The organism is Dechloromonas sp. CZR5, assembly GCF_008711155.1.
In the GTDB taxonomy this organism is placed as follows: Bacteria; Pseudomonadota; Gammaproteobacteria; order Burkholderiales; family Rhodocyclaceae; genus Azonexus.
This window is the reverse complement of the sequence record NZ_VUYQ01000001.1, coordinates 215,957-238,104: the sequence shown is the minus strand read 5'-3', so window position 1 is coordinate 238,104 and position 22,148 is coordinate 215,957. Positions and strand designations below refer to the sequence as shown.

Annotated in this window: 15 protein-coding genes; 5 read left to right on the top strand and 10 right to left on the bottom strand. The window is 64.0% G+C overall.

Annotation, left to right across the window (positions count from 1 at the left end):
* Positions 1–26: 26 nt before the first annotated feature.
* From F1002_RS01110 to F1002_RS01090, 5 genes are read right to left on the bottom strand one after another with little or no spacing between them, the layout of a single operon-like run.
* Entirely contained in the window at positions 27–1,484 is a 1,458-nt protein-coding gene (locus F1002_RS01110; protein ID WP_150427188.1) for a NuoM family protein, read from the bottom strand.
* Positions 1,481–2,995 carry a NuoM family protein gene (locus F1002_RS01105; protein ID WP_150427187.1) on the bottom strand — a complete coding sequence of 505 codons (1,515 nt, stop codon included), beginning with the start codon at positions 2,993–2,995 and terminating at the stop codon, positions 1,481–1,483. The genes F1002_RS01110 and F1002_RS01105 overlap by 4 nt, the downstream gene beginning before the upstream one ends.
* Complete coding sequence (locus F1002_RS01100) at positions 2,992–4,518, bottom strand: proton-conducting transporter membrane subunit (protein WP_150427186.1); 1,527 nt, start codon at positions 4,516–4,518, stop codon at positions 2,992–2,994. Before F1002_RS01100 ends, F1002_RS01105 begins: the two co-directional genes overlap by 4 nt.
* Complete coding sequence (locus F1002_RS01095; protein WP_150427185.1) at positions 4,515–7,532, bottom strand: DUF2309 domain-containing protein; 3,018 nt, start codon at positions 7,530–7,532, stop codon at positions 4,515–4,517. Before F1002_RS01095 ends, F1002_RS01100 begins: the two co-directional genes overlap by 4 nt.
* Before the next feature lies 1 nt (position 7,533).
* A complete protein-coding gene (locus tag F1002_RS01090) occupies positions 7,534–8,979 on the bottom strand; it encodes a NuoM family protein (RefSeq protein WP_150427184.1) in 1,446 nt (481 codons plus the stop codon).
* 188 nt (positions 8,980–9,167) lie between these two features.
* Between F1002_RS01090 and F1002_RS01085 the strand changes: the two genes are divergently transcribed.
* Positions 9,168–9,767: a peroxiredoxin gene (locus F1002_RS01085; protein ID WP_150427183.1), complete on the top strand. Its 600-nt coding sequence runs from the start codon at positions 9,168–9,170 to the stop codon at positions 9,765–9,767.
* 142 nt (positions 9,768–9,909) lie between these two features.
* Positions 9,910–10,497, top strand: coding sequence for a response regulator (locus F1002_RS01080; protein WP_150427182.1), 588 nt, complete (start codon positions 9,910–9,912; stop codon positions 10,495–10,497).
* A 106-nt stretch (positions 10,498–10,603) separates the two neighbouring features.
* On the opposite strand, the gene F1002_RS01075 is transcribed toward F1002_RS01080, so the two are convergent.
* On the bottom strand, positions 10,604–12,835 hold the full coding sequence (locus F1002_RS01075; RefSeq protein WP_223879411.1) for a cation-translocating P-type ATPase: 2,232 nt from the start codon (positions 12,833–12,835) through the stop codon (positions 10,604–10,606).
* A 107-nt stretch (positions 12,836–12,942) separates the two neighbouring features.
* Between F1002_RS01075 and cadR the strand changes: the two genes are divergently transcribed.
* Both cadR and F1002_RS01065 read left to right on the top strand, forming a co-directional pair.
* A complete protein-coding gene (cadR, locus tag F1002_RS01070; protein WP_150427181.1) occupies positions 12,943–13,368 on the top strand; it encodes a Cd(II)/Pb(II)-responsive transcriptional regulator in 426 nt (141 codons plus the stop codon).
* A gap of 219 nt (positions 13,369–13,587) precedes the next feature.
* The gene (locus F1002_RS01065) at positions 13,588–15,105 is read left to right on the top strand and encodes a methyl-accepting chemotaxis protein (protein WP_191090270.1); all 1,518 of its coding nucleotides are present in this window, start codon (positions 13,588–13,590) and stop codon (positions 15,103–15,105) included.
* 57 nt (positions 15,106–15,162) lie between these two features.
* On the opposite strand, the gene F1002_RS01060 is transcribed toward F1002_RS01065, so the two are convergent.
* From F1002_RS01060 to F1002_RS01050, 3 genes are all read right to left on the bottom strand, one after another.
* Positions 15,163–15,660, bottom strand: coding sequence for a WbuC family cupin fold metalloprotein (locus tag F1002_RS01060; protein ID WP_150427179.1), 498 nt, complete (start codon positions 15,658–15,660; stop codon positions 15,163–15,165).
* Positions 15,657–19,130 carry a DNA polymerase III subunit alpha gene (dnaE, locus tag F1002_RS01055; protein WP_191090269.1) on the bottom strand — a complete coding sequence of 1,158 codons (3,474 nt, stop codon included), beginning with the start codon at positions 19,128–19,130 and terminating at the stop codon, positions 15,657–15,659. Before dnaE ends, F1002_RS01060 begins: the two co-directional genes overlap by 4 nt.
* Positions 19,131–19,215: 85 nt before the next feature.
* Positions 19,216–20,211 carry an SGNH/GDSL hydrolase family protein gene (locus F1002_RS01050; protein WP_150427178.1) on the bottom strand — a complete coding sequence of 332 codons (996 nt, stop codon included), beginning with the start codon at positions 20,209–20,211 and terminating at the stop codon, positions 19,216–19,218.
* 166 nt (positions 20,212–20,377) lie between these two features.
* Here F1002_RS01050 and F1002_RS01045 point away from each other — a divergent pair, with 166 nt between their 5' ends.
* Positions 20,378–21,166 (top strand): enoyl-CoA hydratase, encoded by a 789-nt coding sequence (locus F1002_RS01045; protein ID WP_150427177.1) that lies wholly within the window; start codon positions 20,378–20,380, stop codon positions 21,164–21,166.
* Positions 21,167–21,221: 55 nt separating this feature from the next.
* Here the strand turns inward: F1002_RS01045 and F1002_RS01040 are convergent, their stop codons facing one another.
* Entirely contained in the window at positions 21,222–22,082 is an 861-nt protein-coding gene (locus F1002_RS01040; protein ID WP_191090268.1) for a THxN family PEP-CTERM protein, read from the bottom strand.
* Positions 22,083–22,148: the final 66 nt, after the last annotated feature.

Here is a 22,148-nt window from a genome sequence, read left to right as displayed (position 1 = left end):
AAGGATAGCTCACCATCAGCCGCCGTTCAACGATTCAAGCCGGCCGCCCAGGCCTCGGCGGCCGGTCGGACGATCTCTATCCACGGTCCGGGATAGATGCCGATGCAGATGATCATGACAATCAGCGCCACCAGCACCGCCCACTCACGCGGCCGCAGGTCGCTGGCCTGGGCTACCTCCACCCTGTCCACCGGTCCGAAGAAAGCCTTGCGGTAAAGCGCCAGGAAGCCGGCGGCAGCGATGGACAGTCCGAACAGGGCGGCCATGCCGGCCCCGGTGTGGCTCTGCAAGGCGGCGATGATGAGCATGAACTCGCCCGGGAAACTGCTCGTTCCCGGCATGCCGACGCCGGCCAGGCCGCAGATCAGGAAGCCGGTGGCAAGCAGCGGCATGGTTTTGGCAGCGCCGCCCAAGGCGTTGACGTCGGTCGAGCCGGTTCGCTGGCGCAGGAACTCGAGGAGCAGGAAGGCCCCGCCGGTCGCCACCGAAAAGCTGAGCAGCAGCGACACCGCCCCCTGCGCACCCTGCGTCGTATAGGAAGCGAGGCCAAGCACAGCCAAACCAACGTGGCAGATGCTGGCGTAGGCCAGGCTGACCCGCATGTTGGTCTGCGCCAGCATGCCGACCGCACCGTACAGGATGGCCACGGTACCGAGGCCGGCCAGCAGCCAGTGCAGGTCGAGCGCGGCATCGGGCGCCAGCGGTACGGCAAAGCGGATCAGGCCGAAAGCACCGAGCTTGAGACCGACCAGCAGTGCCGTCAGGGAGCCGGGTGCGGCCAGCGCGAACTGCGGCAGCCAGGTATGCAGCGGCACCAGCGGCACCTTGACCCCGAAACCGACCAGGCAGAGCAGGAACACCGCCGTCTGCGTTCCCCGTGACAGGGGCACGGCGAGCAGTGCGGTCAGGTCGAAGGTAGGCACCGCCTGGCTGGCGGCCAGGATGACGAAGGCGAGCAGCAGGGGAATGCCGCCGGCCAGCATGATCAGGAAATAGCGCGTTGCCACCGCGGCGGCGCCCGCCGTGACACCCCACCGTCCGAGCAGGAAATACAACGGCACCAGGGTCGCTTCCCAAAAGACGAAGAACAGGACCGTGTCGAGCGCGCAGAAGATACCGAAGGTCGCCGCCTGCAGGAGCAGCAAGAGGCTGAAATGAAACCGCGGCGCATCCGATACGGCGGCCCAGCAAGCAACCAGCGAACCGAGGAAAAGCAGGGCTGTCGCCGGCAGGAAGAGGATGGACAGGCCGTCAACGCCGACCCGATAGTGCACGTTCAGGCTGGCGATCCAGGCAACCGACTCGATCAGCTGGAAGCGCACCCCGGCCGGATCGTAGGCGACCAGCGCGGCGACGCCCAACGCCAGCGAAACGAGCATGCTCGATGCCGCCATCTGACGCGCCCGGCGGGCCGGCAGCAGCCACAGCAGGGCGGCCGCCAGCAGCGGCTGGAAAATGAGCAGGGAGAGCAGCGGCAAGGTCATCGCACAAACCTCGCGGCCGCTGCCTGGCTTGCCGTTTCGGTCAGGAACAGCCAGGGTTCGGTGAAGAAGCCGATGGCCAGCATGGCGGCCAGCGCGATGCCGCCGACCACGTATTCCATGGGCAGCGTGCGATCGACATCGTGGCCGCCGGCTTTCGCCTGCGACAGGAAGGCACGCTGGAAAGCCCACAACAGGAAGCCGGCCGCAGCGACGTTGCCGAGCGCGGTGGCGACGGTGGACAGGGCGCCGAACTGGTCGATGGAGGCTTCCAGTATCAGGTGGGCGGCGTCGAACCCCGGCGTTCCCGGCATGCCGACGATGGCCAGGCCGAAGGCCAGGAAGGCGACGGCGAGGAAAGGGATGCGCTCGAACAGGCCGGACAGTTCATGCAGTTCGGTCGTCCCGGTGCGCCGGAAAACGAAGCCGACGATGAACCACATGCCGGTCACCGCCAGCCCGAAGTTGGCGGCCAGCAACACCGCCCCCTGAATGCCCGCCTCGTGCAGACTGAACAGGCCGATGACCAGCAGGCTGGTATGGCTGACCACGGCGAAGGCGAGCAGGCGGCGCAGGTTGGTCTGCTGGAAGGCGAGTGCCGCCGTGAAGAATACGCCGGCCATGGCGAAGCCGACGACGTAGGGCTGCCAAGTCTGCACCGCCGCCGGCGTCAGCGGCAGCACGAAGCGCAGCATGCCGTAGATGCCGACCTTGACGCCGACCATCAGGGCCGGCGCGACGGCGATCAGCCCGTGCTGCGCCATGTTGGGCAGCCAGCCGTGCAGCGGAAACAGCGGCGTGCGCACGGCCAGTCCGTAGAACAGCAGGTAGAAGGCCGCCGTCTGGAATTTGCCGACCGGGATGGTGCCGACCAGGTCGAACAGGTCGAAGCTCCACCGCCCGCCGGTCATCTCGGCATGCCCCCAGCCGAGCACCAGGCAACCGGCGGCAAACAGCAGCCAGCCGAAGCCCTGGTACTGGACAAAACGGGCCAGCGCCTGGATTTCGGCGCGCGACGATGCCCAGCGGCGCAGCAGGTACACCACCGCCCACAGCTCCAGCCCGGAAAAACCGGCAAACCAGGCGACATTGACGGTGACCAGCATGCCGACCAGCCCGGCCTCGGCAATGAGCAGCACAGCGAACAGGCGGCCCGGCGAAATCATGCCGCGGCTCATGCCGTACAGGGTCATCAGGAAGGTCAGCAGCGCCGCCGACAGGATGAAGACCATGCTCAGGCCATCGACCGCGACATGGTAGGCCAGCGGCGCGAAGCGCTCGGCCAACTGCAGGGCCGGCAAGGTCGGATCAAGATGAACGACGGCAACGATGGCAAGCAGCAGTTCGCCCAGCGCGAACGCCTTGCCGAGCACGACGGCGGTCGTCCGCTCCTTGAAGGCGAAGATCAGCGCCGCACCGAGCAGCGGCAGAACCTGCAGCAACAGGAGCAGCGGCAGCGTGGCCTGCCGCTGCCAGAGGATTTCCGTAAAGCCGCCGAAAACCGTGCCGGTCATAGGATCACCACGAAAGTCGCCATCACCGCCATCATCAGATAGCGCGGCTGTTCAAGCAGGCCTTCCAGGGTCCGCAGATAGGCGCCGGCACGCTGCAGCAGCTTTTCGGCGGTGCCGCCCTTGCCGCGCAGCAGCAGGCGGTACTCGATGTGCTGCAAGCTGTCGGAAAGCGACGCCAGGAGGCGGCCGGGCAACCCGTCGACGCGGACCAGGGGACGGTCGTGATGCAGCGCCTGGCCGCGCCCGGGCTGACCGATGGCACGGTCGATGAAATGCTCCTCCAGCCCGCGCACGTCGCGCGAGAAGGACTGGGTCGGCTCGACGAGCAAGGTCTGCGCCAGCTTGTCCAGCCAGAAACGCTGCAGGGCGACGGTGTACAGCAACTGGTTGTTGCGCAGCCAGGCCGGCGGTGGCGGCGGCCGCTCGCGGGTGATCGACAGCCACGACGGCGCGAGCAGGAATTGCCAGATCCGCCAGCCGGCATGCAGGCACAGATGGACCAAGGCCAGCGTCGTCCAGCCGAGGCCGATGGCGACGAACATCAGCGCCACCTGGAAGACGACGCCGAAAATCAGGGCCGACTTGACGTCGGTCTGTACCAGCCCGCACAGCCAGGCGTAAGCGGCCGTCAGCAGGCCGGCAACGACCAGGCCGAACATGACGTCCGGCACCTGGACGAGCAGCGGCTCCAGGCGCAGCAGCAGGTACACGCCGGCATGCACCATCACCGCGCCATAGAAAATGGCCGACGACGGCGTCGGCCCTTCCAGCGCCCGGGTGATCCAAGCGGTGAACGGCAGTTGCGCCGACTTGGCGAGTGCGGCGATGACGAAACCGATGACCAGCAGGCGGTCATTGACCACGCTGATCTCCTTGGCCCGCGACAATGCCGTCCACTCGAAGCCGCCCAGCCAGGCGGCGGCCAGGCCCAGGGCAAGCAGGAATCCGGCATCGCCGGCGCGATTGGTGACGAAGGCGAACAGCGCGTTGCCGGTCGCCACCGGGCGATGCCAGGCGTAGCCGATAAGCAGGAAGGACGATATGCCGCACATCTCCCAGCCGACGAAAGCGAGCAGGCCGTTGCCGGCGAGCAACACGAACTGGATGCCGGACAGGAAGAAGCCCAGGGCGATGAAAAAGCGATGGAAGCCGGCCTCGCGATGCAGGTAATTGGCCGAAAAACGGACGACCAGCCAGCCGATCAGCGCGGTCAGCGTACCCAGCGTCAACGACAGCGGATCGAGCATGAACGAGAAGGTCGCCTCCCAGTTACCGTTGCCGAACCAGTGGCCGAGCCGGCGATGCCCCGGCGCCCCGTGCACCAGCGCCAGCGCGTCGATGGCGAGCATCAATGCCAGCCCGCCGAAGGCAGCCAGCGATGTCAGGCGCGCCGTCAGCGGCTCGGCGGCGTCGCCGTGAGCCCGCCCGAGCAGCACGCGGGCGCCGGTGACAACGACGGCAAACAACGGCATGACCGGGACAAGCCAGATCCAGTCGGCCAGCGAGCGCGCGAAGGCCATCATTCCCCCCCGCCCAGAATGACCGCCGGTGCCAGCGCTTCCGACTCCCCGGCAAACCAGTCCGCCGAACGTGCCACCTGCGGCAACACGGCAGAACCCGACCAGGGCAGCCAGCCGCGACGCGGGCAATATCGCGCCATCGCCCCGCTGTCCGGTTCCTTGGCAGCCAGCGTGATCCAGGCGTTATCGATCAGTTCCTGCAAGGGCGGCTGACGCCGGAGAATCGCCGTCAGCACTGCCGTGCTCTGTTCCACCACCACCAGCAGACGCATCGGTTCGTGGATTTCCACCATCTGCCAGGGCAGGCCCGTGCGCAGGTCGGAATCCGCCCCCTCCATCACGCCGAACAGGCCGGTCAGGTTGTGCGTCACCTTCGAACCGCAACCGAAACGCTCGTTGTCGACCGACGAAAAGTAATACTCCAGCGCAATCCCCGCCCCGACCGGACCAGCCGCGAGGAGAATGCTTTCGACGATCCGCCCCTGCGCATCGTCGCCCGCCGGATCGTAGGAAATGAGGAAGACCCGGCGATCCAGGAAAAGCCCGCGGCTCATCTGTCGCCGCCCGATGAAGGCCGCTGCGTTCGTCGCGTGCCCCAGTTCGGGTCTGGCCTGCGAGATGTCGTTGGCGCGGCCGAGCATGTGCCGGCGCGCCTGCCACGGTGTCGGTCGGGGCGGCGCCGACGCCAGACGGCGGCAGCGTTCGGCGGCATGCGCCCGGCACGCTTCGCCGACCTGCGCGAGCAGCCGGTCGAGCCCCGCCTGAAAACGGGTGGGCACTGCCTCGAGGTCATACCACGCCACCGTGTCGTCGCAGGTGTTGTGCTCGGCCGCGACGAACCAGCTGCCGTCGCCGACCTGCAGCCCGTGCCGTGCCAAACCGGCACGCACTTCCGGCCGGTTGGCCAGCGCGGCGAAGACGCGCGCATTGGGCCCGCCATGCCTGCCGGAACAGGCGCCGCAATCGTAGGCCGACAGATGCGGGTTGTTCTGACTGCTCGAGCCATGCCCGAATATCACGACCAGCGGCGCGACATCGCGGGTCAGGCCGATCATGCGCAGGAAGGCCGCCACCCGGTCGACCTGCTCCTCGTCGCTCCATCCCGAGCGGGGCTGTTCCGGCGTCGCCGGATCGGCCCGTTCGGCGGTCAAGGCCAAGCGGGTGGGCACCCGACCCTCGAATCTTTCCCGCCAGCGCTGGCGGGTTTCGGCAAACCAGCCGGGCACGAGTGTCGCCGCCGTCAGCGCGGCCAGCGCCGGCAGGCTGCCCGCTGCGGCCAGCAACGGGCCGCCCAGCGCCCGTCGCCGGGTCGCCTGATAGAAGCGTTCGCGCCAGCGCAGGCGCAGCGCCCGACGCGCCGCGTGTCGCCCGGCCAGCCCCTCGGCGCCGTGCGCCGGCAACTCGCGGATCAGGTGCTGCGGCTGGACGACGACCGGACACAGGGCGGTCCTGCCGGCATCGTCCAGTCCCTGCCAATACATCGGCACGCCAAAGAAGCCCGCCGCCCCGAAGGTCTCGACATCGGGCGCGACCTCCTCGAGGTGGCGCCGCGTGCCTTCCTCGCGATCGTCCATGCACATCACCACCTGGGCCGACGGCCCGGCCGGCGAAAGGCGGCGCGGATGATTGGCCGCCAGCGCCGAGAATAGTTGCTCGCGATAATGCCCTTCGTAGGCAAGCAGCCAGACCTGACCGCGCTGCAGCGAATTCAGGCTGGCCGAGCAGGCGAGCAGGTCGTCGACGCCTTGCGCGCCCAGGGCATCGACATCGTCGGGCGTCAGGCCCAGCTGACGCGCCAGCGCCAACAAGCGCCAGGCTGCCCCGTTCGCCTGCACACGCCGCAGCGCCGGCCGCAGGCGTTCGGCCAGCGCTTGCCAGGCCGAATCATCGACATGACCGACCCGGGCCTGCTCGACCAGGCTTGCCGCCTGACCGAGCAGATCCTCCGGCAAATGCACCTCGCGTGCCGCCCGACGTACGAGCAGTTCGTCCGGGCGGGCCATGAAATGCGCAGGCAGCTCGGCCACGCCCATTGGCCAGCCAACCAACCGGCGCACCAGATCCTCGGTCAGCAGGCGCTCGAGGAGAACGCGCACGGTCAGGTAGTCGAGCATGGCGACCGGCGTGCCGTCACCGTGTGCCGGATTGCGGTCGCGCCACAGGAACATCCCCGACCAGCCGGGCAATTCGAGGCTGAGGCGCTCCAGGTAGCCATGCCAGCGGGTTTCATCCGGCAGCAGGCGCGGCAACTCGTCGAGCAGGACATCCAGCGGGTCGTCCGGCAAATGCAGTATCTCGTCGCGAACATTGGGCAATTCGTCCAACTCCCAGGCGAGATCGAAACCGGCGCTGGCCCGCCAGGCGGCAAAGAACCCCTTCTCCCGTGCCGGATTGCGCCAGGCGGCAACGCCGAGATCGAGGTGTGCCGCGAGGTGGCGTTGCAGGATGCTCCGTATCCGTTCCAGCACATCCTCGCCGCTCACCTCGGCCAGCACGGCGCGCCATGTCCGGGTCTCGCCGACTTCGGCGCAGAGCCCCTCCCACGCGCCAGGCTCGTCCGCCACCGGCAACGATGCCACCGCCGACTCGCAATGCCGGAACAAACGGTCGTCATCGAGCCGCCCTTCGCGCCGCAACCAGGCGATGCGCTGCTCCCCGGCAACCTCCTCCCCGGCCAGCAGGGCGGCCAGCAGAACATCCCGCCGGGTCAGGCCGCGAACGATGGTGGACTCCAGATCGGCCACTCCCGCGTCGTCGAGCGCCGCCGACAAATCGGCCCGCGTCACCCGCCCATGGTCAAAGCACGCGCGAAAACGGCCTTCCGGCCAGTAGGTATGCGCTCCGGTCAAGCGATGGGCAGCGGCCAGGGCTTCGTCAAACGGCAGGTGCTGGAAGCCGTGCAGGGTATTGTGATGAACGAAATCGCGGATAGGCGCCTGCGCCGGCAGGACATGCGCCAGGTGATCGACCCAGGAGGCCAGGCGCTCGCGGATGGGCAGATCGCGCTGGCCGCTCATCTCACGCCCCGAAGCGTCCGGCCACCAGGCCCACGCTGCCCGCCACCAGCTCGAGCAAGGGTGCCGGCCACAGGCCGATGGTCACGATGCAGGCAAGCAGCAAACCCGCGGCGAAGGTTTCCGTGCGTGTCATGTCCGCCAGTTCCATGCCCTCGCCTTTCAGGCACAGGCGACCGATGACGCGCAGACTGTAAGCAGCGCCGACCAGCATGGCCAGCCCGAGGAGAATCACCCAGCCGCCCCAGCGGGTGTAGCCGGCGACCAACGCATGCAGTTCGGCGATGAAACCGGCGCTGCCCGGCAGGCCGATGGCGGCGAGCAGGCCGAAAGCAACGAAGAAGGCGAAGCGCGGCGCCCGGCCGAGCAGCGAGCCATAGTCGGCCAGGTCGCGACTGTGCGTGCGCTGATAGAGCAGGCCGACAATCAGGAACAGGGTGCCGGCCGTCAGGCCATGCGCCACCATCTGCACCACCGCGCCGGTCAGGCCGGTGACGTTGAGGGTGGCGATGCCGAGCAGCACGACGCCCATGTGCGAAATGGACGAATAGGCGACCATCGCCTTCAGATCCTGCTGCCGCCAGGCCAGGATGCCACCGTAGAGCAGGCTGACGAAGGCGAGGATGGCCAGCCAGTCCTGCGTCGCCAGCAGCGCGGCGGGCAGCGTGTCGGCGGCGCGGATCAGCCCGTAGGCCCCCATCTTGAGCAGCACGCCTGAGAGCAGGATGGACACCGGGCTGGGCGCCTCGACGTGGGCCAGCGGCAGCCAGCCGTGCAACGGGAAGACCGGCATCTTGACGCCGAACCCGATGAACAGGCCGGCAAAGATCAACAGCTGGGTATTCAGCGGCAAGCCGCGCCCACCGGCTGCCATGTCGGCCATCGCGAAGCTGTGGCCCGGCGCTGCGTCGTAAAGGAAAAGCAAGGCCACCAGCATGAACACCGAGCCGCCCAGCGTATATAGAAAGAAGTTGAGCGCGGCACGTTGCCGGTTCGGACCGCCCAGGCGGTCGATCAGGAAGAACAGCGGGATCAGCGTCGCTTCCCAGAAGACGTAAAACAGCGACCAGTCGCGCGCCGTGAACACCCCGAACATTGCCGATTCGAGCAGCAGCACCAGCACGAAATAGAGCCGCGCCCCCTCCTCCATGCGCCGCGAGACGAGCACGGCGATCAAGGAAAGCAGGGCGGCGAGCAACACCATGGCCAGCGAGATGCCATCGACGCCCAGGGCGAAATACGAACCCAGCCGGACGTTCCAGGCCCGGCTTTCGAACATTTGCACCGCCGCCCCGGCCGGGTCGAAGCGGGTCGCCAGCCACAACGCATAACCGAGCGCTGCCAGCGCGAATACCATGGCCGCCTGCCACATGGGCAAGGCGCGGCGGGCCGGCATGACAGCCAGCACGGTCGCCCCCGCCACCGGCAGGAAAACCAGCACCTTCAGCATGGTCCGGCCCCTCCGCCAGCCTGCTCGGCATTCGTTATTTTCATGAAAGGATTATGCCAGCGAGCACGACATCACTGGCAAGCAGAAAGTACTGATTTCCCGTTTCATCGGTTTGACATGGCATCCCCGCTTCGCTAAATTGATTATTTACCCCAACCCCGAAACCAAACACGATAAGGAGTTCCCCCATGGCCGTTCTCGTTGGCAAGCAAGCCCCCGATTTCACCGCAACCGCAGTCTATGGCAACAATGAAATCAAGGAACTGAAGCTCTCCCAGTTCAAGGGCAAGCCGGTCGTCCTGTTTTTCTATCCGCTGGACTTCACCTTCGTCTGCCCGTCGGAACTGATCGCCTTCGATCATCGCCTGGAAGAATTCAAGCAACGCGGCGTCGAAGTCATCGGCGTCTCCATCGACTCGCAATTCACCCATCTGGCATGGAAGAACACCGCCGTCAAGGAAGGCGGCATCGGCCAGGTCGGCTACCCGCTGGTTGCCGACATCAAGCACGAAATCTGCCGTGCCTACGACGTCGAACTGGAAGCCGCCGGCGTTGCCCTGCGCGGTTCCTTCCTGATCGACAAGAACGGTGTCGTCATGCACCAGGTCGTCAACATGCTGCCGCTCGGCCGCAACATCGACGAAATGCTGCGCATGGTCGACGCCCTGCAGTTCTTCGAGGAGCACGGTGAAGTCTGTCCGGCTGGCTGGAACAAGGGCAAGCCGGGCATGGTTGCCTCGACGGAAGGGGTTGCCGCCTACTTGGCCAAGAATGCCAAGAAACTGTAAGCCATTCGCGTCGCGCCTGAATTTAAGGCGCTGATCTATAAAACCTCGGACTTTTTTGCCCGAGGTTTTTTTTCGTTGAAGTTTTCTCCAATATCAGGATAGAATTTGCTGAATTTGCAATTTCATAGAAGACACTCTGATCATGGCGGAATCCGAATACCTCAGTACCCGGCAAGCAGCCCTGCGCTTGGGCGTTTCCCTTGGGACCGTTCAGAACATGGTGGAAAGCGGTGCACTTGAAGCGTGGAAGACGGCTGGCGGCCACCGCCGGATTCCGGTCGCCTCGGTTGAAGCCCTGCTCGCCCGTCGCCGCAACCTGACGCCAAGCGCCCAGGAAAGCAGCGGTCAACTCGACATCCTCGTTGCCGAGGACGACCAGACCCTGCAGATGCTCTATCAAATGACCATCGACAGCTGGGGCCTGCCCATCAAGCTGCGCATCGTCGCCAACGGCTTCGACGGCCTGCTGCAGGTTGGACAGCGCGTTCCCGACATCCTGATCGCCGACCTGATGATGCCGGGCATGGACGGTTTCGAAATGATCCGCCGCCTGCGCGCCAATCCGGACCTCGCCCGCATGGACATCATCGTGGTCAGCGCCATCGACCGCGAAGAAGTCGTCAAGCGCGGCCTGCCGGCCGACATCACCATCTTCGGCAAGCCGATTCCCTTCCACGAAATAAAGGGTTTCCTGCTTGGCCGCATTGCGGCCCGCCAACGCATCGGCTGATCCCGCTCAGGCGGCACCATCACCAAAGGCCCGGGTTGCGCCCGGGCTTTTTCTTTTGGCGTGGCATGGCTATGCCGTAGAAACGAACCGTACGGCAAGCCTGGTTCTACTTGCGGACTCGCAGAAGCCGCAGCCCGTTGAACACCACCAGCAAGCTGGCTCCCATGTCGGCGAAAACCGCCATCCACATCGTGGCGCTGTCGAAGATGGCCAGCAGCAGGAAGACAAACTTGATGCCCAGCGCCAGCGAGATGTTCTGCCAGAGCACGGCATGCGTTTGCCGGGACAACCGGATGGTTTCCGGTACCCGCCGCAGGTCGTCGTTCATGATGACCACATCGGCGGCCTCCATGGCGGTATGGGTACCGGCGCTGCCCATGGCAAAGCCGATATCCGCCGTGGCGAGGGCCGGTGCATCGTTGATGCCATCCCCCACCATGGCCACCGGATGACCGGCGCCGGCCAACGCGCGGATGGCGTCCAGTTTTTCTTGCGGCAACAGGTTGGCGCGAACATCCTGAATCCCGGCAAGGGCGGCGATGCTGGCGGCGGTGTCGGGATTGTCGCCGGTCAGCATAACCGGAGTTACGCCGAGATGCCGCATCTCACCGATGGCCTCCTGAGAACTCGCCTTGATGGTATCGGCTACCGCAAAAATGGCCAGGACAGCTTTCTGGTCGGCCAGGATGGCAACGGTGCGCCCCTGGCGCTCATGTTCGACCAGAAGGGCTTCCAGCTCAGGGGAGCATTGACCTCGCTCGTGAATCCAGCGGTGATTCCCCAACACATAGTCGTGGCCGGAAATCGTTCCATGGACGCCCCGTCCGGGTTCCGCGCCGAAGTCCTGCACCTCCGGCTGTTCGAGCAATGCGAGGCCCGTGGCGACCGCCTTGGAGACAGGATGATCCGAACGCCCGGCCAAGGCAAAAGCAATGTGCAAGACGTCGAGTTCAGGACGTCCTTTGCCAAGGATGAGCTGGGCGACCAGCTTGGGGCGCCCTTCGGTCACCGTGCCGGTCTTGTCCAATGCGACGGCCTTCAACTTGCGAGCCTCCTCGAGGTAGGCCCCTCCCTTGATCAGGATGCCGCGCCGCGCGGCGGCAGCCAGGCCACTGACCACCGTGACCGGCGTCGAAATCACCAGGGCGCACGGACAGGCGATGACCAGCATGACCAATGCCTTGTAGAAGCTGGCCATCCAGGGCCACCCCAGCACCAACGGCCCGACCAAGGCAATGCCGAGAGCCAGGATGAAGACACCCGGCGTGTAGATCGCCGCAAAGCGGTCGACGAAACGCTGTGTCGGCGCCCGCGAACCTTGCGCCTCCTCGACTGCATGAATGATGCGAGCGAGGACGGTATCGCCGGCCGGTGCCGTTACCTCGAATTCCAGCGCGCCGCTTTGGTTGATGGTGCCGGCAAACACGTCGTCACCCGGTTCTTTCTCAACGGGCATGCTTTCGCCGGTCACCGGGGACTGGTCGACGGCGCTGTTGCCGGCGGTGACTTTGCCGTCCAGTGCAAAGCGCTCGCCGGGACGCACGCGGACGATCTGTCCAACCTGAATGTCCTTGGCCGGAACGGACAGCCATGCGCCATTTGATTGACGCACCTCCGCTTGCTGGGGAGAAAGTTCAAGGAGGTTCCTGATGGCATTGCGGGCGCGGTCTACGGCACGGGCCTCGATGAGTTCGGCGATCGAATAGAGGGACATCACCATCGCGGCTTCCGGCCATTGGCCGATCACGAAGGCCCCCGTCACGGCGACCGACATCAGGGCGTTGATGTTCAACTGTCCGCGCAGAATGGCCGCCAGGCCCTTCTTGAAGACCGCAAGCCCCGACAAGGCGATGGCGAGCCCCGCGATCGCCATGCCCGCCAGTTTCCAGGCCAGGATTTCCGGTGCCGCATAGGCAACCGCCTCGGCAACGATCGCCACCAAAAGCGCAACCATGGGTTGAAGAAACGCGTTCCGGTTCGGTGCCGTGGTATCGACGTCTGGCGGCTCGGCTAGGCGCTCCGAATCGAAGCCAACCTGCTTGATGGCGGCCTCGATGCCGGACCAGGCATCAGGAGGGGCGTCCACACTCAATGTCCGCCCCGCCAGGTCAAACGAGAGGCGACGGATACCGGATATCGGCTCCAGCGCACGGCGAATTTCTCCCTCTTCCGTCGGGCAATCCATGGCCGGAATCCGTAACAGAAGTTCCCCGGCCGTGGTTTTCTGCACGCCTGATTGACCCGATGCCTCCACGTGGCTCCGGCAGGCGGCATCGCAGCCGCCACGGCGTTCACCGGGATGGACATTCGAATTTTTGCTTTCGGGTAGGGAGGACATCTGCAATCTCCTGTAGCAAGTTGCCAATTCAGATGCACTTATTAGAATCCCTGGAGTCACTACAGGGTCAAGCGGAAAAACCGGTTTTTTTCATAAAGGAGCATGCGATGCGGATTGGCGAACTTTCAAAGGCCACCGGGGTGGATATCGAAACGATTCGCTACTACGAGAAAGCGCAGTTACTGAGCGCTCCCGCTCGCAGCGACAATGGCTACCGCAGCTACAACCAGTCGCATCTGGAGCGCCTTGCCTTCATTCGCCACTGCCGGGCGCTGGACATTCCTTTGGCTGCGGTGCAGCGTCTATTGAGCTTCATCGATAGCCCGCAATCGGACTGTGGTGAAATCGATCATCTCATTGACGCCCAACTGGCCAGGGTACGGGCGCGCCTCGCCAGCATGCATGCCCTGGAACGTCAATTAGTGGCCTTGCGCGGGCAGTGCACGGGACCGCATAACGCGTCGGAATGCGGCATCCTGCATGACCTTGTGGCCGCTGCACATGGCGAGGCGTGCGTCTGCCATCAAAATTGAACCGAAGTTCGCCAGATAGTCATCCGAGCGCCTCGAAAATCCGGTCGACCGGGCGCGCACAGGATGCCCCCCCAATGACCACTGCATCTTGTTCTTGCTCGCAGCAGCAAGCTTCAGATTCATGCAACAGTATGGCAAGCCCCCTGTCGAAAGCGTATGATCTGGCTGGCTTTGCCCCATCCCGGCAGCCGAAAAAAACATACAAGGAGGAGATACTCAATGGGATTCTTTGGACGCAACGCGTCACTCGACAAGGTAGATCGGGATATCGCGGCGATCGCCGAAGGCCAGGCCGACCTGTCGCATTCGGTCGGCTCTTCAGGGAGCGACGCGGCGGGAAGAATATCCGCCAACATCAACCGCCTCTTCTCTCGTGTCCGTTCGCTGATTTCACACGCCCGCGAACGCAGCGTGAGCATCGCCGCCGACGCAGCGCGCATGAACCAGCTGGTGCAGCAGACCGATGAGGCCGTGCGACGCCAGGAAACGCTTGCCGCCAACGTCTTCGAATCGAGCAACAGCGTCAATCTGGCCGTTGCCGAAGTAGCCATGAATTCCGATGCCATCCAGGCATCGACCCGGAACAATCTCGATCTCGCCCAACGTTCGCTGGAGCAGATGGAAACCGTTGCCTCGACCATGCGCTCGACCAACGCCCACATCGAGCACTTCTCCTCGACGGTTACCGAACTGCATACCAGCTCGATGAAGATCAACGAGATCGTCTCGCTGATCAACGACATTTCCGACCAGACCAACCTGCTCGCGCTCAACGCTGCCATCGAAGCGGCCCGGGCCGGCGAGGCGGGACGGGGCTTCGCGGTGGTTGCCGACGAGGTGCGCAAGCTTGCCGAAAAGGTCAAGACCGCCACCCAGGTCATCGGGCAGAACACGCAATCGATGATCAACCTGGTTGCCGACACCTCGGACAAGACGCAGACCATCGTCGGGGAAGTCACCAAGGCCAACGGCTACATCGAGACCTCGGCGAACGATCTGACGACCATGGTCGGCGACTTCAAGCTGACGACCGGGCAACTGGCAAGCATCTCGAGCGCCATCTACAACCTGCGCGAGAGCAACCAGGCCATCCACAGCGAGGTCGAGGAAATCCGCGACCACTCCCGCGATATTTCGGGCCGCATGAAACAATGCATCGCATCGGCCAAAACGCTGCGCGAGTCGACCGAAGACCTGCAATGCACGCTCGCCGACTTCCGCACCGGGAACAACATGTTCGACACGCTGCACGACAAGTGTGCGCGCTTCCGTGACGATGTGGCCGGCATCCTGCAAAAGCTGGCCGACCGGGGCGTCAATATCTTCGATCAGGCGTACAAGGAAATCGCCGGTTCAAACCCCAAGCGCTACACCACTTCGTATGACGCTCAATGCGACAGCGAACTGACCCGGCTGTACGACGACCTGCTGCGCGACGTACCCGGCCTGACCTATGCATTGTCCGTCGACACCAATGGCTACGCCCCGGCACACAACGGCGTCTTCTCCAACGCCCCGTCGGGCGACCCGGCGGTCGACCTGCTCAAGTGCCGCCACAAGCGCATCTTCAACGATCCGGTTGGCATCAAGCTGGCCAAGAACCAGAAGAGTTCGCTGTTCCAGACCTATGTCCGCGATACGGGCGAAATCCTCAATGATCTGTCGATGCCGATCATGATCGAGGGGCGCCACTGGGGCGGCGTACGTATCGGCTTCAAGACGGATCTGGTCAAGTAATCCGGTAAAAACAGGCAACGGCCAGGCGCTTCCGGGCGCTTGGCCGCCAGCCCTCGCTCAGTCGCTCAGGCCGGCGTTGCCGATCCCGCCGCAGCATTCGTACAGGCCTGCCAGATAGGCAGGCACGCCGGCCTCGCCTTCCTGCGGCGCCCATGATGCCCGCTCCTCGGCGGACACCGGCACGTAGGGTCCGGCCTTGGCCTCGAAAAAGACGGTTCCCGGCGCCAGGGCGACCACCGTGTGATAGACGCCATGTGGAATATCGACCCCGAGCCGCTCGCCGCCCGCCTGTAGCACAAAACTGCGCTCCGGCTTGCCAAGGGCGTCGAAAAATACCACGCCCAGGCTGCCACGCAGGATCAGCAAGGTTTCATCCTTGGTCGGGCTGAGATGACGATGCGGCGGAACATAGGATTCCGGCTCCATGGCGATCAGCAAGCGATGCGCCGGATAATCGTTATCGGGATGGAAATTGCGGTGGACGCGCCGACGCGGCGATTGCCGGGCGGCGACCTCCAGGTCGGACATCAGCGAACGATCGATCAGCGTGATCATTGATAGACGATCTCCACGTTTTCCGGCTGCAGCCAGCCGCCCAAGGCATCAAGCAGCGCATCGTCGAGACGGACGCGGGCCGACTCGCCGAGCACCATCTCGCATTCGGCAAGCTCGTTGCGATAGCGGATGCGTACCGCTGCCGGCCCCGGCGCGAAGGGTGACAGCAAGGATTTCAGTTTGCCGACATCGGAATTCCCGTTCATCCTGAGCAGGAGGTGCTTGGCGAAACGGGCGCGCGCCTCGCCCAGGGTCATCAGCCTTTCGGCGACCACGGCGTTGCCGCCTGAAAATTCGTCGTAGCGCACCTTGCCTTCGATAACCAGAATCTCGTCGGTAACGATCTTGTCGCGTTCCGCCTCGAACAGTTCGTTGAACACCGACACCTCGACCATGGCGGTGCCGTCGTCGAGCTGGACGAACAGCATCTTGCCGCGCCGGGTCATCTGGGTGCGGATGCCCACGACGATGCCGGCAATGTGGGTGAATTCCTTGGCCGGCTCGAGGCGGCTGAGCGGCCGGCGGATGAAGCGCGACAACTCTTTCTTGCTGGTGTTGTAGGGATGACCGGAGAAGAAGAAGCCGAGCGCCGTCTTCTCCTCCATCAGCCGGGTCTTTTCGTCCCACGGGCGGACAGGGACGTATTCCGGCGCGTGTTCGTCGGCTACATCGGCGATATCGAACAGGCTGGTCTGCATGGCGTTGCGCTCGGCCTGCTCGGCGAAATCCATGGCCACGCCAACAGTCGCCAGCAACTTGGCGCGATCGGGCCCGGGGGCCTCGTCGGCCGTCTGCGGTGCGATCGAATCGAACGCCCCGGCACGGATCAGCGCCTCGATGGTGCGCCGGTTGACCATGCGCTTGTCGCAGCGCTGGCAAAAATCGAACAAATCCTTGAACGGCCCGCCCTCCTGGCGCGCCCGGAGGATGACAGTCACCGCCTGCTCGCCGGTACCCTTGACCGCCCCCAGGCCGTAGCGGATGGTTTCGCGGTCAACCGGCTCGAAACGGTAGGGCGAGGCATTGACGTCCGGCCCGAGCATCTTCACCTTGTTGGCGATGGTGTCTTCGTAGAAGATCTTCACCGTATCGGTGTTATCCATGTCGGACGACAGGGTCGCCGCCATGAAGGCCGCGCAGTGGTAACGCTTGAGCCAGGCCGTGTGGTAGGTGACGACGGCGTAGGCGGCGGTGTGCGACTTGTTGAAGCCATACTCCGCGAACTTGGTCATCAGGTCGAACAGCTGCTCGGCGAGCACCGGATCGTAGCCGCGCTCCTTGGCGCCGGCGGCGATGGTCTCGCGGTGCTTGGCCATTTCCTCGGGCTTCTTCTTGCCCATCGCCCGGCGCAGCATGTCGGCACCGCCCAGCGTGTAGCCGCCGATGATCTGCGAGATCTGCATCACCTGTTCCTGATACACAATGACGCCGTAGGTCGGCGACAGGCAGGCGGTGAGGTCGGGGTGGAAATAGTCGATCTTCTGCTGGCCTTTTTTCCGCAGAATGAAGTCGTCCACCATCCCGGAGCCGAGCGGGCCGGGGCGATAGAGCGCGAGCACAGCGATGATGTCTTCGAAACGGTCGGGCGCCAGCTTCTTGAGCAGCTTCTTCATGCCTTCCGATTCAACCTGGAAGATCGCCGTCGTATTGGCATCCTTCAGGATCTGGTACGCCCCCGGGTCTTCGAAGCCCAGGCTCATCAGATCGAGCTTCTCGCCTGTCATCCGCTCGATGTACTTGAGCGCCAGCTCGATGATGGTCAGGTTGCGCAGGCCGAGGAAGTCGAACTTCACCAGGCCGGCCTTCTCGACGTCGTCCTTGTCGAACTGCGATACCGGCGAGGCATCGGCGCCGGTCGCCTGATAGATCGGGCAGAAATCGGTGATCTTGCCCGGCGCGATCAGCACGCCGCCGGCGTGCATGCCGACGTTGCGGGTCAAATCCTCCAAACGTCCGGCCAGGTCGAACAGTTCGCGGACGGTTTCGCCGTCGCCGTCGCCTTCCATCATCTGCTTGAGCTGCGGCTCCTGCTCCAGCGCCTCGGCCAGCGACACCGGCTTGTTCTGGACGATGGGGATCAGCTTGGAAATGCGGTCGCACATCGAGTAGGGCAGGCCGAACACACGGCCTACGTCGCGGATCACCGCCTTCGACGACATGGTACCGAAGGTGGCGATCTGGCTGACCGCGTCGGCCCCGTAATGCTCACGGACGTACTCGATGACGCGCCAGCGGTTGTCCTGGCAGAAGTCGATGTCGAAGTCGGGCATCGACACCCGCTCCGGGTTCAGGAAGCGCTCGAACAGCAGGGCATAGGCGAGCGGATCGATATCGGTAATGCGCAGGCTGTAGGCGACCAGCGAACCGGCACCCGAACCCCGGCCCGGCCCGACCGGCACGCCGTTCTGCTTGCCCCAGTTGATGAAGTCGGCCACGATGAGAAAGTAGCCGGGGAAGCCCATCTGGACGATGGTGTTGCATTCGAAGGCCAGCCGATCGTCGTATTCGGGGCGTCGCTGCCGACGAACCTCCGGATCCGGATACAGCTCGGCAAGGCGGACCTCCAGGCCCTTCTTCGCTTCATCGACCAGAAATTCGTCAATGGTCATGCCCGGCGGAATCGGGAAATTGGGCAGGAAGTTCTTGCCCAATGTCATTTCGATATTGCAGCGCCGGGCAATTTCCAGCGTGTTCTCGAGAGCTTCCGGCAGATCGGCAAAGAGCTCAATCATCTCGTCCTGCGACTTGAAGTACTGCTCTTCGGTATAGATCTTGGGCCGTCGGGTGTCGCCCAGCACGTAGCCCTCGGCGATGCAGACCCGCGCCTCGTGCGCCTGAAAGTCGTCACGGTTCATGAACTGGACCGGATGCGTGGCCACCAGCGGAATACCGGTCTCCCCCGCCAGATCCGCCGTCTGCTGGACGATGGCCTCCTGTTGCGGCTGGCCGTAGCGCTGCACTTCGAGATAAAAGGCGCCGGGAAAGATCGCCTCCCATGCCCTGGCACGCTCGCCCGCCATTTCAAAATTGCCGTTCAGCAGGGCTTCGCCGACATCGCCGAGATGAGCGCCGGACAGGGCGATCAGGCCATCGCAACCGACTTCGGAAAACCACTCGCGGCGAATCTCGGCCCGGTCTCGCCGGCCTTCGACCAGATAGGCCCTGGTCAGCAGTTCGCAAAGCTGCTGGTAGCCCTTGCGGTTGCGCACCAGCAGCAGCAGGCGGCAGGCATCCTCGGGGACGTCCGGGTTGGCGATCCATACATCGGAACCGGCGATCGGCTTCACACCCTTGCCACGCGCTCCGGTGTAGATCTTGACCAGCCCGAAGAGATTGCCGAGATCGGTCAGCGCCAGCGCCGGCATACCGTCGCCGGCAGCGCGCTTGACGGCATCGCCGATGCGGACGATGCCGTCGGTAATGGAGTATTCGGAATGGAGGCGGAGGTGGACGTAGCGCGGGGAATTCATCACCGCAATTTTACCCTGCCGGAGGAAGCGGCAGGGATCGGTGCACACACACCACCGTCCTCAGCAATACCGACGGATAAAGCCGTCAGCCGGCGCGGCGTCTCATCGCCAGCAAGGCAAAACCGCCCACCAGCACGAGCAGGATGCTGCCTGGCTCGGGCAATTCCGCCATCGCCCGGCGCGCCATCTCGGCATGCGCAGCCGTCGTCGGGTGAATGCCGTCCCAGAACAGGTAGCCCCCGGCAACCGACGGATCGTTGTAGCACCCCGGCGTCGCCCCGCAGGCATCGGCCACGTTGGCGAACCCGCCGGCGTTCGGCGCCGCCACGATCTGGTTCAAGACACCATAGACGTCGAACAGGCGCAGATCGTCGGTGACATCCGGACTCAGCAGCGCCAGCGCCCGCACCAATGCGGCATTCATCAAGCCCGAATAATAACTGCCAGCCCCGGCGGCGACCGGGCCCAGACTGCGAAAGAAGGGCGTCAGGCCGATGTCGGGCGTATTCCAGACCAGAAAGTGCTCCGCCCCGGCCGCATGGAGCGTACCGATCATCTTCGAGACATTCGACGCGTAGGCGGAAATCAGCGCCGTCGGATCCATCCCCAGCAGCACGGCCGCCATGACATCGCGCGCATCGTTGCCGCCACCTTCGATCACGTACAAGGCATTGGACGCTGCGACACCTTGCGTCGCCTGCAGGAACATGCCCAACTGATCGCTCAAACCGGGAGGCTGGCCGACACCGGCAGTCCCGGTACGCGCGCCGCCGAAGGCGAAATTGCTGCCGCCGGCCAGCGAAGGCGTAGCCGACAAACCTAGGCTCCCCGCCAGATACTCCGTCCACACCGGCCCGTTGCTGTAGCGGCCGTTGGCGTAGGGATTGGTCGGAATCGACGGGCCGGCCAGCGGAACCGATGTTTGCGCTCCGCCGAGGGCCAGCGCATTGTTGCCGCTGTCGGCTAGGCTGTCGCCGAAAACCACCATGCTGCTATAGGGCAAAGCCCAGGCAGCGCCTGAACACCATCCGCCCGCCAGCAGCGCAAGAATCGCCAGGCCTTTTCTGATCCATCCGTACATTTCGCCTCCTTTGCCTCGATAAGGACATCGACCACTTCAAACAAGCACATCGATTATATGCAATCAGGGTATTGCCACAACGCCCACCCCGGAAACTACGGCCATCCCTCGGAAATAAAGTTCTGCTAGATTAGCGTTTTACAATACGACAAACAGGAGACGCGCCATGAACGAAAACGAACCCCTCGTCCTGCGCAATGACCGCGCCGACGGCCTGACGACACTGACGCTCAACCGTCCCAACGCCTTCAACTCACTATCCAGGGATCTGCTCGGAGCCCTGCAGGCCGAACTCGATGCCATCGCCGCCAGCGAATCCGTACGCGTCGTCGTGATCGCCGGCGCGGGCAAGGCCTTCTGCTCCGGACACGACCTCAAGGAAATGCGCGCCAATCCCGGCAAGGCCGCCATGCAGGCGCTGTTCAAGCAATGCGGCGAATTGATGCTCACCATCACCCGCATGCCGCAACCCGTCATCGCTCGCATCCATGGCATCGCCACCGCCGCTGGCTGCCAACTGGTCTCCATGTGCGACCTGGCGGTAGCCGCCGATGTTGCCAAATTTGCGGTATCCGGCATCAACGTCGGCCTCTTCTGCTCGACGCCGGCCGTCGGTCTGGCGCGTAACCTCGGGCGCAAGGCCGCTTTGGAAATGCTGCTCACCGGTGATTTCATCGATGCCATGGAAGCCAAGAACCGGGGGCTGATCAATCGCGTCGTGCCGGCCGACGCGCTGGACGCCGAAATCGAACGCCTGGCTGGCAGCATTCTTGCCAAGAGCGCCGTCGCTATCCGCATCGGGAAAGGCATGTTCTACAAGCAGCTGGAAATGGGGTTGAGCGACGCATACGACTATGCAGCCGAGGTCATGGCATGCAACATGATGAGCGAGGATGCCGGCGAAGGGATCGATGCTTTCATGCAGAAGCGCAAGCCGGAATACAAGGGCCGTTAACGGACGAAGCGGGGAGCTGAATCCCAGCACCCCGCTTCAAGACCAAACCGTCGAGTTACGCCCCGAACGACCAGCGCCGACGGACTGCACCCAGACCAAACAAGCCCAGTCCCATCAGTGCAAGACTGCCGGGCTCCGGCACGACATACGGCGTGTCGGTAATTTGCATCGAAACCTGGAAGGAATTCCTCTGCCCCTCAATCGTCGTGAACCCGATGCATCCGCGATGATTCGAGTTACCGAAGACTGCATCGCACGCCGAGTTGCTCAGCACGCCCAGGCCTGCGATATGCAGGATAGCGTTGTAGTCCTCTCCGCCATACCAGAAGGTTTGGTTCAGAGAACCGTCGGCAGGATTGAAGCCGGCCCCCGCCACGTTGATGACGAAAATATCGTTGCAGTTACCGCCGCTTCCTCCCGCCTCACAACTTCCGTCGTTATCGGTCTCCAGGAAATTGATGGAGAACAACAAGGCAGCAGGAGTTTCGAAGGCGCCCAGGAATGGGGCAGTGCTTCTCAGCGATATCACGTCGGTCAAAACCGCCGTCTGCAGACTGGGCGCAAAGATGGGGTTGTTCTGATGGATGAGTTCCACGGTATTCACCGCTGCCGCATTGGTTACCAGCGAGCCGGTAAATTTTCCGTTCGTCGCTGCGCCAACCCCCAGTGACGATTGACCAGAACCTGTCGACACGCCCCAGGAGAGCTGCGAAGGAGCACCCAAAAGGGTATTCGGATTCGAGCCCGTTACACCGCCATGCGCCCCGCCACCATTACCCTGGTAGGCGGTAAATCCGCTGTTTACCTCAAAATCCCAGTTGGTAACCGGCACCGCAGCGGCATGGCCGGACACTGCCAGCGCAATCGTTCCAAGCAGCGCCTTAAACGTTTGATGTGCACAGGTATTCGAGTTCATCTTTGTCTCCCGAAAGCAGTGGATGCACTCATCTAAACGCATAAAGCAGGCCCGCCACACCAAGTA

Bases quoted from the DNA above. Each gene is read 5' to 3' on its own strand.
- F1002_RS01040 (WP_191090268.1), bottom strand. From the start codon at position 22,082: ATGAACTCGAATACCTGTGCACATCAAACGTTTAAGGCGCTGCTTGGA.
- F1002_RS01090 (WP_150427184.1), bottom strand. From the start codon at position 8,979: ATGCTGAAGGTGCTGGTTTTCCTGCCGGTGGCGGGGGCGACCGTGCTG.
- F1002_RS01095 (WP_150427185.1), bottom strand. From the start codon at position 7,532: ATGAGCGGCCAGCGCGATCTGCCCATCCGCGAGCGCCTGGCCTCCTGG.
- F1002_RS01045 (WP_150427177.1), top strand. From the start codon at position 20,378: ATGAACGAAAACGAACCCCTCGTCCTGCGCAATGACCGCGCCGACGGC.
- F1002_RS01085 (WP_150427183.1), top strand. From the start codon at position 9,168: ATGGCCGTTCTCGTTGGCAAGCAAGCCCCCGATTTCACCGCAACCGCA.
- F1002_RS01110 (WP_150427188.1), bottom strand. From the start codon at position 1,484: ATGACCTTGCCGCTGCTCTCCCTGCTCATTTTCCAGCCGCTGCTGGCG.
- dnaE (WP_191090269.1), bottom strand. From the start codon at position 19,130: ATGAATTCCCCGCGCTACGTCCACCTCCGCCTCCATTCCGAATACTCC.
- F1002_RS01050 (WP_150427178.1), bottom strand. From the start codon at position 20,211: ATGTACGGATGGATCAGAAAAGGCCTGGCGATTCTTGCGCTGCTGGCG.
- cadR (WP_150427181.1), top strand. From the start codon at position 12,943: ATGCGGATTGGCGAACTTTCAAAGGCCACCGGGGTGGATATCGAAACG.
- F1002_RS01105 (WP_150427187.1), bottom strand. From the start codon at position 2,995: ATGACCGGCACGGTTTTCGGCGGCTTTACGGAAATCCTCTGGCAGCGG.
- F1002_RS01075 (WP_223879411.1), bottom strand. From the start codon at position 12,835: ATGTCCTCCCTACCCGAAAGCAAAAATTCGAATGTCCATCCCGGTGAA.
- F1002_RS01060 (WP_150427179.1), bottom strand. From the start codon at position 15,660: ATGATCACGCTGATCGATCGTTCGCTGATGTCCGACCTGGAGGTCGCC.
- F1002_RS01065 (WP_191090270.1), top strand. From the start codon at position 13,588: ATGGGATTCTTTGGACGCAACGCGTCACTCGACAAGGTAGATCGGGAT.
- F1002_RS01100 (WP_150427186.1), bottom strand. From the start codon at position 4,518: ATGATGGCCTTCGCGCGCTCGCTGGCCGACTGGATCTGGCTTGTCCCG.
- F1002_RS01080 (WP_150427182.1), top strand. From the start codon at position 9,910: ATGGCGGAATCCGAATACCTCAGTACCCGGCAAGCAGCCCTGCGCTTG.